The sequence below is a fragment of the Bacteroides sp. 4_1_36 genome (assembly GCF_003466325.1).
GTDB lineage: Bacteria > Bacteroidota > Bacteroidia > Bacteroidales > Bacteroidaceae > Bacteroides > Bacteroides uniformis.
Window position 1 is genome coordinate 19,013 of record NZ_QSOX01000005.1, and the last position, 16,036, is coordinate 35,048.

At 49.7% G+C, this 16,036-nt stretch carries 13 protein-coding genes; 8 read left to right on the top strand and 5 right to left on the bottom strand.

The features are described 5' to 3' along the window. Window positions 1-71: 71 nt before the first annotated feature. The 4 genes from DXD65_RS06920 to DXD65_RS06935 all read left to right on the top strand — a co-directional run bounded on the left by DXD65_RS06920 (window position 72) and on the right by DXD65_RS06935 (window position 5,419). A complete protein-coding gene (locus tag DXD65_RS06920; RefSeq protein WP_005824054.1) occupies window positions 72-956 on the top strand; it encodes a ParB/RepB/Spo0J family partition protein in 885 nt (294 codons plus the stop codon). Continuing rightward, complete coding sequence (locus DXD65_RS06925) at window positions 957-1,736, top strand: DUF5683 domain-containing protein (protein WP_005824056.1); 780 nt, start codon at window positions 957-959, stop codon at window positions 1,734-1,736. Between the two features lie 52 nt (window positions 1,737-1,788). Further along, the gene (locus tag DXD65_RS06930; protein ID WP_200998832.1) at window positions 1,789-3,084 is read left to right on the top strand and encodes a lytic transglycosylase domain-containing protein; all 1,296 of its coding nucleotides are present in this window, start codon (window positions 1,789-1,791) and stop codon (window positions 3,082-3,084) included. Between the two features lie 76 nt (window positions 3,085-3,160). Then, a complete protein-coding gene (locus DXD65_RS06935; protein ID WP_022402310.1) occupies window positions 3,161-5,419 on the top strand; it encodes a RelA/SpoT family protein in 2,259 nt (752 codons plus the stop codon). A gap of 17 nt (window positions 5,420-5,436) precedes the next feature. Here the strand turns inward: DXD65_RS06935 and DXD65_RS06940 are convergent, their stop codons facing one another. Together DXD65_RS06940 and DXD65_RS06945 are read right to left on the bottom strand one after the other, a co-directional pair. Beyond that, window positions 5,437-5,826 (bottom strand): MerR family transcriptional regulator, encoded by a 390-nt coding sequence (locus DXD65_RS06940; RefSeq protein WP_005824060.1) that lies wholly within the window; start codon window positions 5,824-5,826, stop codon window positions 5,437-5,439. A gap of 29 nt (window positions 5,827-5,855) precedes the next feature. Then, the gene (locus DXD65_RS06945; protein ID WP_005824061.1) at window positions 5,856-6,824 is read right to left on the bottom strand and encodes a M23 family metallopeptidase; all 969 of its coding nucleotides are present in this window, start codon (window positions 6,822-6,824) and stop codon (window positions 5,856-5,858) included. 171 nt (window positions 6,825-6,995) lie between these two features. Here DXD65_RS06945 and alaS point away from each other — a divergent pair, with 171 nt between their 5' ends. After that, window positions 6,996-9,614 carry an alanine--tRNA ligase gene (gene alaS / locus DXD65_RS06950; protein ID WP_117887475.1) on the top strand — a complete coding sequence of 873 codons (2,619 nt, stop codon included), beginning with the start codon at window positions 6,996-6,998 and terminating at the stop codon, window positions 9,612-9,614. Window positions 9,615-10,067: 453 nt separating this feature from the next. Here alaS and DXD65_RS06955 read toward each other — a convergent pair whose 3' ends face one another. Both DXD65_RS06955 and DXD65_RS06960 read right to left on the bottom strand, forming a co-directional pair. Then, complete coding sequence (locus DXD65_RS06955; RefSeq protein ID WP_117680641.1) at window positions 10,068-10,877, bottom strand: hypothetical protein; 810 nt, start codon at window positions 10,875-10,877, stop codon at window positions 10,068-10,070. 76 nt (window positions 10,878-10,953) lie between these two features. Next, window positions 10,954-12,372, bottom strand: coding sequence for an ATP-dependent RecD-like DNA helicase (locus DXD65_RS06960; protein ID WP_035450200.1), 1,419 nt, complete (start codon window positions 12,370-12,372; stop codon window positions 10,954-10,956). A gap of 95 nt (window positions 12,373-12,467) precedes the next feature. Between DXD65_RS06960 and DXD65_RS06965 the strand changes: the two genes are divergently transcribed. The 3 genes from DXD65_RS06965 to rsmD are packed head-to-tail and all read left to right on the top strand — an operon-like array spanning window position 12,468 to window position 14,476. Beyond that, window positions 12,468-13,154: a hypothetical protein gene (locus tag DXD65_RS06965; protein ID WP_005824067.1), complete on the top strand. Its 687-nt coding sequence runs from the start codon at window positions 12,468-12,470 to the stop codon at window positions 13,152-13,154. A gap of 18 nt (window positions 13,155-13,172) precedes the next feature. Continuing rightward, the gene (locus tag DXD65_RS06970; RefSeq protein WP_044468033.1) at window positions 13,173-13,952 is read left to right on the top strand and encodes a DUF3822 family protein; all 780 of its coding nucleotides are present in this window, start codon (window positions 13,173-13,175) and stop codon (window positions 13,950-13,952) included. Continuing rightward, complete coding sequence (rsmD, locus tag DXD65_RS06975) at window positions 13,943-14,476, top strand: 16S rRNA (guanine(966)-N(2))-methyltransferase RsmD (protein WP_005824070.1); 534 nt, start codon at window positions 13,943-13,945, stop codon at window positions 14,474-14,476. Before DXD65_RS06970 ends, rsmD begins: the two co-directional genes overlap by 10 nt. A 60-nt stretch (window positions 14,477-14,536) precedes the next feature. On the opposite strand, the gene cls is transcribed toward rsmD, so the two are convergent. Then, a complete protein-coding gene (cls, locus tag DXD65_RS06980) occupies window positions 14,537-15,976 on the bottom strand; it encodes a cardiolipin synthase (protein WP_005824073.1) in 1,440 nt (479 codons plus the stop codon). Window positions 15,977-16,036: the final 60 nt, after the last annotated feature.

The following is a 16,036-nucleotide window of genomic DNA, read 5'->3' on the forward strand; positions in this document are numbered from 1 at the left end:
CCATATTTACAATGCACAAACAAATCATCCCGTATGGTTAAATTGTAAATCGTCAAATAGTAAATAAACAGATGGCACAAAGAAATGCATTAGGACGCGGGCTAGACGCCCTCTTCTCCATGGATGAAGTAAAGACCGAAGGCTCCTCCTCTATCAATGAGATAGAGCTGTCGAAGATTACGGTCAATCCCAACCAGCCCCGTCATGAATTCGACCCGGTTGCGTTGCAGGAGTTAGCCGATTCCATCTCCGAAATCGGCATCATACAGCCCATCACCCTGCGCAAGCTTAGCGACGACGAATACCAGATTATCGCCGGCGAGCGTCGTTTCCGTGCTTCGCAGCTTGCCGGACTGACAAGCATCCCTGCCTATATCCGCACTGCAGATGACGAGAACGTCATGGAAATGGCGCTCATCGAAAACATACAGCGCGAAGACTTGAACTCCGTAGAAATAGCCCTCGCTTACCAGCATCTGTTGGAACAATACGGACTGACGCAGGAACGCCTCAGCGAACGCGTTGGTAAGAAGCGTACCACCATTGCCAACTACCTGCGCCTGCTCAAACTGCCCGCCCCCGTCCAGATGGGACTGCAGAACAAGCAGATAGACATGGGACATGCCCGCGCTTTGGTAACGCTTGGCGATCCCAAACTGCAAGTGAAGATTTTCGAAGAAATCCTGGAGCACGGGTATTCCGTACGCAAAGTGGAAGAAATCGTAAAGTCACTGAGTGAAGGCGAAAGCGTGAAGAGCGGTGGTCGTAAGATTGCCCCCAAGCGCGCCAAACTGCCCGAAGAATTCAATATGCTGAAACAACAGCTCTCGGGCTTTTTCAGTACCAAGGTGCAGCTAACCTGCTCGGAGAAAGGAAAAGGTAAAATCAGTATCCCGTTCAATAACGAAGAAGAATTGGAACGTATCATCGGCATTCTTGATACGCTGAAGAAATAAATGAGGAAAAAAGGAAGAATATATCAGTTAGCCATTGCCCTGCTGCTCTGTTTTTTACAGATGGCAGGGATTGCTATGTATGGTCAGGACCGTCCACGTGCCGCTTCCAAGCGTGCGCAGCGGCATCAGACCGATACACTCAACACCGTGGTGAACCGGGACAGCCTCACTGTTGCCGACAGTCTTGCAGCCGAAAACAAGCGGAAGATGCTGGAAATGACTGCCAGCCCCGACCTGAAGGAACAGCCCGTGCCTACAGACAGTCTGCAAAAGGCCATCGACCCCAAAAGGTGGGTACCTAATCCCACAAAAGCCACCTGGCTTGCCCTCGTCATTCCCGGCGGTGGACAAATTTACAACCGCAAGTATTGGAAACTGCCCATCTTCTATGGAGGATTTGCCGGTTGTGCCTATGCCCTTACGTGGAACAGCAAGATGTATAAGGACTATTCGGCCGCCTACAAGGATGCCGTAAATGGTAATTTCAACTCCAGTACCATTACCGACCTGCTGCCTCCCAACTATAACTATACCGAAAGCCAGCTGACGGAGACACTACGGAAGCGTAAGGATACCTTCCGACGATACCGCGACTTGAGCATCTTCGCCTTTATCGGTGTATACCTGCTGTCTGTTGTCGACGCATACGTAGACGCAGAGCTGTCCAACTTTGACATCACCCCCGACCTCAGCATGAAAGTGGAACCTGCCATAATCAACAGCCAGATGACTGGTTCCTCTAATAAGAACGTCGGCGTGCAATGCAGTTTCCGATTCTAAAAACGAAAATTAAAGCATAAATTATTACCTAATGACACACAAGGCCATATATATGAAAAGAATTATTCTCGGTTCCTCGCTTCTGTTTTGCGCCCTCTTCACCGCTCCGGCCATGCATGCGCAAGAAAGCGTGGAAGTGCTTATCCGCGAAAACGGCACGGAACGCCAGGAATCCATCGAGCTGCCCAAAAGCATGACCTATCCGCTGGACAGCCTGCTCAATGACTGGAAAGCCAAGAATTACATAGACTTGGGAAAAGACTGCAGCACCTCTACCGTAAACCCGATGTTCAGTGACTCTGTATACATAGACCGGTTGTCGCGCATGCCGACCGTCATGGAAATGCCATACAACGAGATTGTGCGCAAGTTCATCGACATGTATGCCGGACGTCTGCGCAACCAGGTTGCCTTCATGCTGAGCGCCTGCAACTTCTATATGCCCATCTTCGAAGAAGCGCTGGATGCCTACGGCCTGCCGCTCGAGCTGAAATACCTGCCCATCATAGAATCTGCTCTCAACCCTTCTGCCGTATCCCGCGCGGGAGCCTGCGGACTATGGCAGTTTATGCTCGCCACCGGAAAGATATACGGACTGGAAAGCAACAGCCTCGTAGACGAACGCCGTGACCCGATAAAGGCGACCTGGGCGGCAGCACGCTACCTGAAGGACATGTATGACATTTACAAAGACTGGAACCTGGTGATTGCCGCCTACAACTGCGGTCCGGGCACCATCAACAAAGCCATCCGCCGCTCGGGAGGGAAAACCGATTATTGGGAAATCTACAACTATCTGCCCAAAGAGACACGCGGCTACGTGCCCGCCTTCATTGCCGCCAACTACGTAATGACCTACTACTGCAAGCACAACATCTGCCCCATGGAAACCGACATTCCGGAAGCAACCGATACGGTGCAAGTAAGCCGTAACCTTCATTTCGAGCAGATTTCCGACCTATGCGGCATCAGCCTGGACCAGATAAAGAGCCTGAATCCCCAATTCAAGAAAAGCATCATCCCCGGAGAGAGCAAGCCGCAGACGCTACGCCTCCCCATCAACTACATCAGTGCCTTCATTGACAAGCAAGACACCATCTATGCCCACCGCAGTAACGAGCTGTTCAAGAACCGCAGAGTCGTGGCCGTTTCCAATACACGCTCGACGGCACGTAGCAGCAAAGGCAGTACCGCTACGGGGAATGTCACCTACCACAAGATACGCAGTGGCGAGAATCTCGGCAGCATTGCACGGAAATACGGCGTCACTGTCAATCAGTTAAAAAGTTGGAATGGATTGCGCAGTACCAGAATCTCCGCAGGAAAGCGCTTGAAGATTTATAAATAAAGACATAAACGCTTGCCCGGTGTTGAAAATTGCTTATTTTTGCAAAAAGTGAAGTGAAGAAAGGAGAAAGCAGTATATGGAAGAAAATATAAGTCAGAAGGAAAAGGAAAAAGCCGAAGAGGAAATGATCGAACAGGCATTCCAAGAACTGTTGAACGACTATTTGGCCACCAAGCACCGCAAGCGCGTCGAAATAATAACCAAAGCATTCAACTTTGCCAACCAGGCGCATAAGGGCATCAAGCGTCGTTCCGGCGAGCCCTACATCATGCACCCCATTGCTGTGGCAAAGATTGTCTGTAATGAGATAGGACTGGGGTCTACTTCCATATGCTCGGCATTGCTGCATGATGTGGTGGAGGACACCGACTACACCGTAGAGGATATTGAAAACATCTTCGGTCCCAAAATCGCCCAGATTGTAGACGGGCTGACAAAGATTTCCGGCGGTATCTTCGGCGACCGTGCCTCGGCGCAGGCAGAGAACTTCAAGAAGCTGCTGCTCACCATGTCCGACGATATCCGGGTTATCCTCATCAAGATAGCCGACCGTCTGCATAACATGCGTACACTCGGCTCCATGCTGCCCAACAAGCAGTTCAAGATTGCAGGCGAAACACTCTATATTTATGCCCCGCTCGCCAACCGCCTCGGCTTGTACAAAATCAAGACAGAACTGGAAAACCTGAGCTTCAAGTACGAACATCCGGAAGAGTACCACGAGATAGAAGAGAAACTGGAAGCCACCGCCGTGGAGCGCGACAAGGTATTCAATGAGTTCACCGCTCCGATACGGGCGCAACTGGACAAAATGGGACTGAAATACCGTATCCTTGCCCGTGTAAAGTCCATCTACTCCATCTGGAACAAAATGCAGACCAAGCATGTCCCCTTCGAGGAAATCTATGATTTGCTTGCTGTCCGCATCATCTTCGAGCCCCGCAATATAGAGGAAGAGCTAAACGACTGCTTCGACATTTACGTCTCCATATCCAAGATATACAAGCCCCACCCCGACCGCCTGCGCGACTGGGTGAGCCATCCCAAAGCCAACGGCTACCAAGCCCTGCACGTCACCCTTATGGGTAACAACGGGCAATGGATTGAAGTACAAATCCGCAGTGAACGCATGAATGACGTTGCCGAACAAGGCTTTGCCGCCCACTGGAAATACAAAGAAGGCGGAGGCAGCGAAGATGAAGGCGAACTGGAGAAATGGTTGCGTACCATCAAGGAAATTCTGGACGACCCACAACCGGACGCCATCGATTTTCTCGATACCATCAAACTGAACTTGTTTGCATCGGAAATTTTCGTCTTCACCCCGAAAGGCGACCTCAAGACCATGCCGCAGAACTCTACGGCACTGGACTTTGCCTTCTCCTTGCATACCGACATCGGCAGCCACTGCATCGGCGCCAAGGTAAACCACAAACTGGTTCCCCTAAGCCACAAACTGCAAAGCGGTGACCAGGTAGAGATATTGACCTCCAAATCGCAACGCGTGCAGCCGGAGTGGGAAGTGTATGCCACCACCGCCCGCGCCCGCGCCAAGATTGCCGCCATCCTGCGCAAAGAGGCGAAAACCTATCAGAAAGAAGGTGAAACCATACTGAACGAATTCTTCAAAAACGAGGATATACGTATGGATGATGCTGCTCTGGACAAGCTGACCAGGCTGCACGGCTTCCACACCCGCGACGAGCTGCTCGTTGCCATCGGCAACAAACGGGTTGTGCTGGGCGATGCCGACAAGAACGTGTTCAAGGAAAAGCAGAACAGCAACTGGAAGAAGTTCCTGACCTTCTCCTTCGGTAACAAGGACAACAAGGATGCCAAAGAACAACCGGAAGAGAAAACACCGCAAGAGAAAATCAACACTAAGCAGATTCTGAAGCTGACGGAAGAGACCATCTCAAAGAACTATATTATGGCCGACTGTTGCCATCCCATTCCGGGTGACGACGTACTGGGATACATCGACGAGCAAAACCGTGTTGTCATCCACAAGCGCCAATGCCCCGTTGCCACCCGCCTTAAGAGTAGCTACGGAAACCGTATCATCGCCACCGAGTGGGACACTCACAAGGATTTGTCGTTCCTCGTCACCATATATATAAAAGGTATAGACAGCATGGGATTGCTGAACGAAGTAACTCAAGTCATCTCCCGCCAGCTCAACGTGAATATCCGTAAACTGACCATCGAAACCAACGACGGTATCTTCGAAGGAAAGATACAACTCTATGTACACGATGTGGACGACGTGCGCACTATCTGCAATAACCTGAAGCAGATACAGAATATAAAACAAGTGACGAGAGTAGAGGAATAAACGGAGTGGTATTTATTCTACTTCAGTCCTTGAATATTTTCCTTCAAGCTCTCCACATCCTCGTAAGTAAACTCATCCAATGCCAGTTTCATGCCTACCAGTTCTTCGCGGATAGCTCTCAGGCGATCTACGATTTCAAAGTTGCGTATCGTAGCTTCTTTATTGTCTTTCATCCGTTGGCGGGCGCCGGGCAAGGTCATTCCGCGCTCCTTCACCAGATGATAGATAAGTTTCACTGTCTCAATGTCCTCCTTACGGTACTGGCGTATTCCCCGCCCCCCCTTCTTCGGATTGAGTTGCGGAAACTCCTTTTCCCAGAAACGGAGCAGTGATTCGTTGACATCGAACATGGCAGCCACCTCGCTGATGGAGTAATATAACTTTAAATTCTTATCTGTATTCAGCATGATGTAATCCTTTCTCTATAAATCATCCGTCAATCAAGCACCTTACCATGGTTCGCCGCAATCTGTATCATGCGGTCATAATCCTCGGCACTGAGATCCATGAAGTAGTAGTTGACGGGATTCACAACCTTTCCCTTGACGTGTACTTCGTAGTGCAAGTGCGGACCAGTACTCTTGCCCGTACTGCCTACCCCGCCAATGACCTCACCACGTACCACTTTCTTGCCCAACTTCGTCCGGAAATCGCGCAAGTGTGCATACACCGTCTGATAACCGAAGCCGTGGTCTATCACAATTCTGTTGCCATAGCCCGATTGCCAGCCCATCTGCACCACGGTGCCATCTCCCGTGGCATAGACATCCGTGCCCTGGGGAGCCGAAAAGTCCATACCCTCATGGAACTTGCTGGTACCATAAATGGGGTCGATACGCGTACCGTAACCCGAAGCGGTCTTACGGAGGTCTTTATTGGAAACCGGCTGTATGGCAGGAATGCAGCGCAGCATTTCATCATGATTCTTGCACATCTCCACCACATCGTCAAAGGAGCGGGACTGGATATAGAGTTGCTTGCTAATCATATCCATTTTCTGCGTGGTATTGATAACCAAGTCGGAGTTAGCCATATCCATCAGATGCTCATAGCGGTTGGTACCGCCGTATCCAGCCTGACGGATGGCAGAAGGAATAGGGTCGGCCATGAAAATCACCCGGTACAGATTGTCATCACGCTGCTGTATGTCTTGCAGCACTCCCATAGCCTCGTCCAGCCGGCGGGAGAGGACGTTGTACTGCGCCTGCAGTTTGCTGTTCTCCTTTCGCAACTCCTTCTCCGACGGAGAGCCGAAGATAAGCAGCAATACGATGAAACTGCCCGCACCCAGCCCCATACCGATGAACAAACGGCGGAGAATGCTCAGCGCCCGCTGCCTCACGGTAGGATAAATACGGTCGTACGTCTGCGTCTGGGGATTATAAATGTAGTAAACTTTGCGCATCTTAGGAAATATTTCGCTTGTCAATGCGACAAAAGTAATAAAAACAAGCTATCTTTGCACAGTTTTTTCAAGAATATTAAGACTAAGTAGCAAGTAGTTAGTAGTAAGAAACGGGCAAAAAACGACAAGAGAAGGTAAATCAAATTAGAATCAGATAAATCAATAGAGAGTATGTTGACTGCAAACGAAATCAGAGACTCTTTCAAGAGTTTCTTCGAAAGTAAAGGCCACCAGATAGTGCCTTCGGCCCCGATGGTGATTAAGGATGACCCCACGTTGATGTTCACCAATGCGGGAATGAACCAGTTTAAAGATATCATTTTGGGCAACCACCCGGCGAAATACAAAAGAGTTGCTGACTCGCAGAAATGCCTTCGCGTAAGCGGAAAGCACAACGACCTGGAGGAAGTGGGTCACGATACCTACCACCACACCATGTTCGAGATGCTGGGCAACTGGTCGTTTGGCGACTACTTCAAGAAGGAAGCCATCTCCTGGGCATGGGAGTATCTGGTGGATGTATTGAAACTCGACCCCAAAGACCTCTACGCCACCGTATTCGAAGGTAGCACCGAAGAAGGACTGGAACGCGACAACGAAGCCGCTTCTTACTGGGAGCAGTTCTTGCCGAAAGACCACATTCTGAATGGCAACAAACACGATAACTTCTGGGAAATGGGTGATACGGGACCGTGCGGTCCGTGTTCGGAAATCCATGTGGACTCCCGTTCGGAAGAAGAGAAGGCCAAAGTACCCGGCAGCCAGCTGGTGAACAAAGACCACCCGCAGGTGATTGAAATCTGGAACCTCGTGTTCATGCAGTTCAACCGCAAGGCGGACGGCAGCCTGGAAGGACTTCCCGCCAAGGTTATCGACACCGGCATGGGCTTCGAGCGACTGGTGCGCACACTGCAAGGAAAGACCTCCAACTACGACACCGACGTATTCCAACCGATACTGAAAGCCATCGGAGACATGGCAGGCAAGAAGTATGGCGAAGATGAGAAGTCGGACATCGCCATGCGTGTAATTGCCGACCACATCCGCACCATCGCCTTCTCCATCACCGACGGACAGCTTCCGAGCAATGCCAAGGCAGGTTACGTCATCCGTCGTATCCTCCGCCGTGCCGTGCGCTACGGTTACACGTTCCTCGGACAGAAGCAGGCATTCATGTACAAGCTCCTCCCCGTACTCATCGAGAACATGGGCGCCGCTTATCCCGAACTGGATGCACAGAAGGAACTGATTGCCAAAGTTATCAAGGAAGAAGAAGATTCCTTCCTCCGCACCCTGGAGACGGGTATCCGCCTGCTGGAAAAGACCATGGCAGACGCCAAAGCCGCCGGCAAGAACGAAATCAGCGGAAAGGATGCCTTTACCTTATATGATACCTTCGGTTTCCCGCTCGACTTGACGGAACTGATTCTCCGCGAAAACGGCATGACTGCCGACATCAAGGAGTTTGACGCCGAAATGCAGCAGCAGAAACAGCGTGCCCGCAATGCCGCCGCCATAGAGACTGGTGACTGGATTACGCTAAAGGAGGGTACTACCGAATTCGTAGGATATGACTATACGGAATACGAAACATCCATTCTGCGCTACCGCCAAGTGAAGCAGAAGAACCAAACCTTGTATCAGATTGTACTGGACAAGACTCCGTTCTATGCCGAAAGCGGCGGTCAGGTAGGTGACACCGGTGTATTGGTGAACGAGTTTGAAACCATCGAAGTGGTAGACACCAAGAAGGAGAACAACCTGCCTATCCACATCACCAAGAAGCTGCCCGAACACATGGAAGCTCCGATGATGGCATGCGTGGATACCGACAAGCGTGCCGCTTGTGCCGCCAACCACTCTGCCACCCACTTGCTGGATGCTGCGCTGCGCGAAGTATTGGGCGAGCATGTAGAGCAGAAGGGCTCTTTGGTTACACCGGACTCCCTGCGTTTCGACTTCTCACACTTCCAGAAGGTGACGGACGAGGAAATCCGCAAGGTGGAACACATCGTTAATGCAAAGATTCGCGCCAACATACCTTTGAAGGAATACCGCAACATTCCTATCGAAGAAGCCAAAGAACTGGGCGCCATCGCTCTGTTCGGCGAGAAGTACGGCGACCATGTACGCGTTATCCAGTTCGGTTCTTCCGTAGAATTCTGTGGTGGTACGCACGTGGCTGCAACCGGAAACATCGGTATGGTGAAGATTATCTCCGAAAGCTCCGTGGCTGCCGGTGTGCGCCGTATCGAAGCCTACACGGGTGCACGCGTGGAGGAACTGATGAACACCATCGAGGACACGCTGCACGACTTGAAGGCGCTCTTCAACAACGCACCCGACCTTGCCGGAACCATCCGTAAGTATATTGACGAAAACGCCGGACTGAAGAAGCAGGTAGAGGACTTCATGAAAGAGAAAGAAGCACAGCTGAAAGAAAGACTGCTGAAGAACGTGCAGGAAGTCAATGGCGTTAAAGTCATCAAGTTCTGTGCTCCCCTGTCGGCAGAAACAGTGAAGAACATCGCCTTCCAGTTGCGTGGCCAGATTACGGAAAACCTGTTCTTCGTAGCGGGAACAGAAGCCGAAGGCAAGCCGATGCTGACCGTCATGCTGAGCGACAACCTCGTGGCAGGCGGACTGAAAGCCGGTAACCTGGTGAAAGAAGCTGCCAAACTTATCCAAGGCGGTGGCGGTGGCCAGCCCCACTTTGCAACTGCCGGCGGTAAGAATGCTGACGGACTGAACGCTGCCATTGACAAAGTTTTGGAATTGGCAGGATTATAATTGAAAATAATTGGCGAAACACTTGACATCGCCTCTGTGATGTTGTATATTTGTAATGTCATTTTTTAGATATTTCAAAATTAAACTACCGGGAAAGGAGGAGCATTGCTTCTCCTTTTCTTTTTATCCTCCACGGTATTCCATTTGAAATGCCACATGCCGGCTCCCCAAACTCCACACCTTACCATCCTAAATGCCACACCTTAGCAAGTGAAATGGCTGGCATTTACCCTCCAAAGCCCTGGGGTTTCCGTGAAAAACCCTAAGGTTTGGGACAGTGAAGTGGAGGGAACGGATGATTAGTCCAGAACAAACAGACAATGCATTCGAAGCAAACGAATGATGCATACAGAACAGACAGATGATGCGCAACAGAAACAAAAACGGGAAGCCTAAGCCTCCCGTCTGTTAATCTTTCGTAAATCTGCTCTTGACAAGATTTCCACTAAAACCTTATTCCATCCGAAGTATAAACATTTCGCGATAAACCACCAGTGCACCTTCGGGCAGCAAACCGGAAGGACAGAAAGGAGTTACATTTTCCGCAAGTACACATTTATCATTTCCCGAGACCGTCCGCGTAAAGAGCCTCTTCTCTCCATTATAAGTAAACTGCCACAATGCATATGTATCTCCGTTCTCATCTTCCACTGGAACTGTCTCGTATATCCCCATTAGCGGCTCCTCCTCTTTTCCCGTCGGATAGATTTCCAATACACCTTTCCACATACTATTGGAGAAATCTTCGGGCACCAGCACATAATACCCGCCATCCTTCACCCAAGGACGCTCGGCAAGTGCCTTAGAAACATCACCCAGCAGTTCCGTCGGTGCACCACTACTGATACCATACTCGAAGCCCATTTTCGTCAACGTATATTGCCTACGACCTTTCACCGTGATGCGCAGTTGTGTTTCCTCACCGGAACCATCCATCACCTTCACAATCGTCTCCCCCTCTGCCAGCGGATGAATCTTGATACGCTGATACCCGTTGACATCATCGGTAAAAGTCACGGAAGCCACCGACTCGTGCTCGTTAATCACATTATAGGAACCGTCGCCGCCGTCAATGCCCAGCACTGTATCTTCGTTTGTTTCAGAAAGATAATAAGAAAGATTGGACACCAGATTGTCACATGTCCCAATCTGGTAGATAGGCTCCACACCTTCGAAAAGTACCATGCTTCGGTAATCGTCCTCGCAACCGGAAGCGGTAAACAGCAGTGCTATCAAGGCAAAGAGAGAGTATAGCTTCTTCATACTTGTTCAGTTATAGTTGTTCTATCTACAAAAATACAAAAAATGCCGGAATACTGCATCGGTGCCCCTCTCTTTTTCAAACTATTTGTTCTTCCGGATAGTTCACCAAGTAGAGCGTTCCCGTGGCACGGGTAAAGGCGGTGTAGAGCCAACGGAAATAATCGGGTGTCAGGTATTCATCCGTCATATACCCCTGGTCCAGAAAGACATTCTTCCATTGCCCGCCCTGCGCCTTGTGGCAAGTCACGGCATAGGCATACTTCACTTGCAAGGCGTTGTAGTACGGGTCTGCCTTCATCTTCTTCATCCGCTCGCGCTTCACGGTGATGTCGGCATAATCTTCGAGGACGGAGTAGAAAAGCCGGTCGTTTTCTGCCTTGGGCAGCGCAGGCGAGTCGGTATGCAGCGTATCGAGCAGCATGTTCACTTCCAGTTCAAAGTCGTTATAGTCGGGAAAGACCAGCGTCACGTCTGCAAAGCGGAAGCCATACAGCTCTCGCGTACGGCGCACGCGGCGCACCACGGCAGTCTCACCGTTGGCAATGAAATCCATCTCTTTCTCCTTTTCCGTCCAAAAGTAGTTATTTTTCGCCACCATCAACAAATCACCGGTGTTTAATTCATCCTCACGCCAGAGAATCTGCGCACGGATGCCTTTGTTGTAGATGTTCGCCCTCTTGTTGGAGCGGCACACCACGATAGTTTCATCCAGCCCATCATGGTCGTAGCAAGAGCTCAGCGTTTCTATCAGCTCATTTCCGGGCAGAACTTTAATGTCGGCAAACCCCGAAACCTTTATCTTCGGCAGGCTGTAGCAATCGTCTTCCGCTATCAACTGCCTCAGGCGGGTGGCATTCCACAAAATGCCCGACTGTTGCTCCTGACGCACCACCTGCGTCAAGTCCACCTCCACCACTTCCAGCCCGTAGCCTTTCAAGGCATCGGCAAAGAGGGCAGGGCTCTGCTCCTCCCCCACCGGCGGCAGCTGTGCCGTATCGCCCATCAGCAGCAGGCGGCATCCCTGGCCGGAATAGACAAACTGCACCAGGTCGTCCAGCAACCTGCCCGTGCCGAACATGGAACCGGACAGTCCCTCATTGGAAATCATTGAGGCCTCATCCACTATATATAAAGTGTGAGTTGTCAAATTATCGTTCACAGAAAAATTGCTCAGCTCATTGGAGAAAGATTGCTGTCTATAAATTTTTTTATGAATTGTAAACGCCGGATGCCCCGCATACGCCGAGAAAACTTTTGCCGCCCGTCCGGTCGGTGCCAGCAATACCGACTTTTGTTGCAACTTATCCAACGTCCGCACCAAGGCACCGACCAACGATGTTTTACCCGTCCCCGCATAACCACGAAGCATAAAAACCACCTCGCTACGGGGTGACAGAAGGAACTCCGATAAAGATTTTACAGCAATTTCTTGCTCAGGAGTTGGTTGGTAAGGAAAATTTTCCTTAATTTGCCTTTCTAAATAGTTATTTATCATTTTTGTAACAGAAAAAAGTAAAGGGAACTATCGTTTTTAAATTAATTTCTTTTATTTTTGCGGTGCGAATATAACAACTAAAAAACATATTTATCATGAAAACAGTATTTAATGTCATTTTAGGCTTATGTGCTTTGGTGCTAATTTATATTTGTTACACCAGCATTATGGGTCCTATCAACTTTGAAAAAGCAAAGAAGCACAGAGACGCAGCCGTCATTGCACGTCTGATTGACATCCGTAAAGCACAATTGGAATATCGTACTTTACATGACCAGCAATATACTGCAAGCTTCGACTCTCTGATTGACTTTGTTAAAAACCAGAAACTTCCGTTCATCTTCAAGCAAGGAGAACTGAACGATAAGCAGCTGGAAGACGGTCTGACTGAAAAGAAAGCCATCAACATCATCAATAAGGCAAAGAAGACAGGTAACTATGCTGACGTCAAGAAATGGGGATTGGAAAACTTCAAGCGTGACACTATGTGGGTAGCCGTATTGGATACTATCTTCCCGAAAGGCTTCAACCCCGATTCTATGAGATATGTTCCCTTCGGAAACGGTGCACAGTTCGAAATGGCCATCAAGAACGATACAGCTAAATCCGGTGCTCCTTTCTGTCTGCTCGAAGTGAAGACTCCGTACGAAGTTTATTTGAACGGTCTGGATGCACAAGAAATTGCCAACATCAAGGACGTACAAACCAAACTTGGCAAGTACTGCGGTCTGATGATTGGTAGCTTGGAAACAGCTAACAACAACGCCGGTAACTGGGAATAATCTCACCCCGACAAACGTATGATAGAAACGACTGATTTTAATAAATCGGAACAGTATACATTATCCATCCGTCTCAGTACGGATGGATTTTCTTTTTCTGTGTTCAACCCTCTGGGCGACGGTGAGTTCTCTTACTACGACCGTGCAGTGGACGAGTCCCTCTCCCTCACTGCCAATCTGAAACAGACCTTCCGCGAACTGGCATGGCTGGAACGCCCCTTCCGCCGTGTCAATGTGCTCATGGCAGACAAACGCTTCACGTTCATTCCCCTGGAGTTCTTCGAGGACGAACAAACGGAAATCATTTTCTATCACAACCATCCTAAACGGGAAAACGAAACCGTACAATACAACATACTGCATAAGAACAACACTGTCGTATTGTTCGGCATGGATAAGAGTGCCTGCTCCTTCCTTCGCGAACAGTATCCCGATGTCAAGTTCTATTCCCAAGCCAGCCCCTTCATTGAGTTCTTCTCCTCAAAGAGCCGCTTGGGCAACAACCGGAAGATGTATGCACACTTGCGAAAAGATGCCGTAGACGTATACGGCTACGAGCGCGGACGCCTCCTTCTTGCCAATTCCTTTGAATGCAGAAGCACACCCGACCGTGTCTACTACCTATTATATATATGGAAACAACTCGGCTTCGAGCAGGAACGCGATGAGCTGCACCTGACCGGTGACCTAAACGACAAAGAACTGCTACTGCCCGAACTGCGAAAATTCATCCGGCAGGTATTCATCATGAATCCCGCCACTAATCTTGACCTGCAAGCCATAACCCTATGCGAGTAATCAGCGGAATATACAAAAGAAGACGTTTCGACGTGCCCCACTCCTTCAAGGCACGCCCCACCACAGACTTTGCCAAAGAGAATCTGTTCAATGTGCTCTCCAACTACATGGACTTTGAGGACGGCATCCGTGCCCTCGACCTATTTGCCGGTACGGGCAGCATCAGCATCGAGCTTGTGTCCAGAGGCTGCGACCAAGTAATCAGCGTGGAAAAAGACCGCGACCACTATGCCTTCATCTGCAAAATTATGCAGGAATTAAAGACGGACAAGTGCCTACCCATACGCGGTGACGTATTCAAATACCTCAAAAGCGGACGCGAGCAGTTCGACTTTATCTTTGCCGACCCTCCCTACGAGCTTGCCGGGCTGGAAACCTTGCCCGATCTCATCTTCGAGAACAACTTGCTGAAAGAAGACGGACTCTTCGTCTTGGAACACGGGAAGAAAAACAGTTTCGAGGAACATCCGCACTTTGTGGAGAGAAGGGTATACGGGAGCGTGAACTTCACGATATTTAAATGATGAATGAAGAATGGTACGATATGAATACACTTCAAGAAATTCTTCATTCATCATTCTTCATTATAACAGCGGCGCCATCAGCCGCACCACACTCTCTGCAGCCTTACGATACCAGGGGCGCTTCACCCAGTTCTTCAGGAATACTTGTACGCAGTCGCGCTGGTCTTGAAGGAAGATTTCGCGCATCTGAAGCGCTGTTTCTGTGTCATAGATGAAGGCATTCACCTCAAAGTTATGTTCAAAACTGCGGAAATCCACATTCGTAGAGCCTACCGTGGACAACTCATCATCCGAAACCATCAGTTTGGAGTGCAAGAAGCCTTTCTTATAGAAATAGACCTTGACTCCCGAATAGAGCACATCTGCCAGATAAGAGCAGGAACCCAGATGCGTCAAGCGGTTATCAGCACGCATGGGCAACATCAGACGCACATCGACACCTGACAAGGCGGCTGTCTGCATAGCAACAAGTACGGCTTCGGTGGGCAGGAAGTAGGGAGTCTGGATATAGAAATATTTCTTTGCGCTGGAAATGGATATGACAAGTCCCTGCATAATGTCTTTCCATGGGCCTACGGGCTCACTCGTTACAATCTGCGCCAAGGAAGTACCGCAGTTTTCTATTTTCGGGAAATAGCGGGTAGACGTAATCAGTGTACGGTCCACAAAGTACCAATCGAGTAGGAAGGCGGTCTGCAATCCGTGAACAGCCTTGCCCTCCAGCAGCAGATGTGTGTCCCGCCAGATGCCCCATGAGAATCCGCGCATATAGCGTTCGGCAAGATTCATACCCCCCACAAAGCCTATGCGCCCGTCAATGACAACTATTTTCCGATGATTACGATAGTTCACCTTACTGGTGAAAAGCGGAAAACGTACCTTCAGAAAGCTGCGTACCTCGATACCGGCCTCGCGCATCTCTTCAAAAAAACGGTTGGGAACATGCCAGCAACCCACATCATCATAAATCACACGTACCTCTACCCCGGCACGCGCCTTTTCCATCAGGACATCACGCACCAAGCGCCCAATGGCATCGTCCTCAAAGATATAGAATTCCATGTGGATATGCTTCGTTGCTTTCCCCAGTTCGCGCAGCAGGGATTGCAGCATGGAGAGCCCCAGGGTATAGGCTTCCACCCGGTTTCCATCGAAGGGGAAAGCCTGGTTGGTATTACGGAACAAGGATATGAGACGACTGTAATTGATGGGAAGCGCACATGAGTCCTGCGCCAGATATTCCGCCATAGGTTTCTTCAACAAGCGGCTGTAACTCTTCTTCCCTATCATGCGCACACGGCGCTGACTACGCCCGAAGAAGAAGTAAAACACCAGCCCCACGATGGGAAGGAACATCAGTATCAGTATCCATGCCATGGTTTTCACCGGATTGCGGTTGTCGAGGATAATGACGACAATCGTTCCGATGATGGCACCGAAATAAACAATGTCGAAGGCTATCGTAGCAATCTGGCTGGCAATGAAGTTCCAATCAAGCATGTTCACAGACAATTAAGTGTGAAACAAATGTAGGAAAAACACAGAAACTTTCACCGAAGA

What these genes read in the sequence shown, in the direction of transcription:
- DXD65_RS06920 (WP_005824054.1), top strand. Translation starts at nt 72, where the DNA reads ATGGCACAAAGAAATGCATTAGGACGCGGGCTAGACGCCCTCTTCTCC.
- DXD65_RS06925 (WP_005824056.1), top strand. Translation starts at nt 957, where the DNA reads ATGAGGAAAAAAGGAAGAATATATCAGTTAGCCATTGCCCTGCTGCTC.
- DXD65_RS06930 (WP_200998832.1), top strand. Translation starts at nt 1,789, where the DNA reads ATGAAAAGAATTATTCTCGGTTCCTCGCTTCTGTTTTGCGCCCTCTTC.
- DXD65_RS06935 (WP_022402310.1), top strand. Translation starts at nt 3,161, where the DNA reads ATGGAAGAAAATATAAGTCAGAAGGAAAAGGAAAAAGCCGAAGAGGAA.
- DXD65_RS06940 (WP_005824060.1), bottom strand. Translation starts at nt 5,826, where the DNA reads ATGCTGAATACAGATAAGAATTTAAAGTTATATTACTCCATCAGCGAG.
- DXD65_RS06945 (WP_005824061.1), bottom strand. Translation starts at nt 6,824, where the DNA reads ATGCGCAAAGTTTACTACATTTATAATCCCCAGACGCAGACGTACGAC.
- alaS (WP_117887475.1), top strand. Translation starts at nt 6,996, where the DNA reads ATGTTGACTGCAAACGAAATCAGAGACTCTTTCAAGAGTTTCTTCGAA.
- DXD65_RS06955 (WP_117680641.1), bottom strand. Translation starts at nt 10,877, where the DNA reads ATGAAGAAGCTATACTCTCTCTTTGCCTTGATAGCACTGCTGTTTACC.
- DXD65_RS06960 (WP_035450200.1), bottom strand. Translation starts at nt 12,372, where the DNA reads ATGATAAATAACTATTTAGAAAGGCAAATTAAGGAAAATTTTCCTTAC.
- DXD65_RS06965 (WP_005824067.1), top strand. Translation starts at nt 12,468, where the DNA reads ATGAAAACAGTATTTAATGTCATTTTAGGCTTATGTGCTTTGGTGCTA.
- DXD65_RS06970 (WP_044468033.1), top strand. Translation starts at nt 13,173, where the DNA reads ATGATAGAAACGACTGATTTTAATAAATCGGAACAGTATACATTATCC.
- rsmD (WP_005824070.1), top strand. Translation starts at nt 13,943, where the DNA reads ATGCGAGTAATCAGCGGAATATACAAAAGAAGACGTTTCGACGTGCCC.
- cls (WP_005824073.1), bottom strand. Translation starts at nt 15,976, where the DNA reads ATGCTTGATTGGAACTTCATTGCCAGCCAGATTGCTACGATAGCCTTC.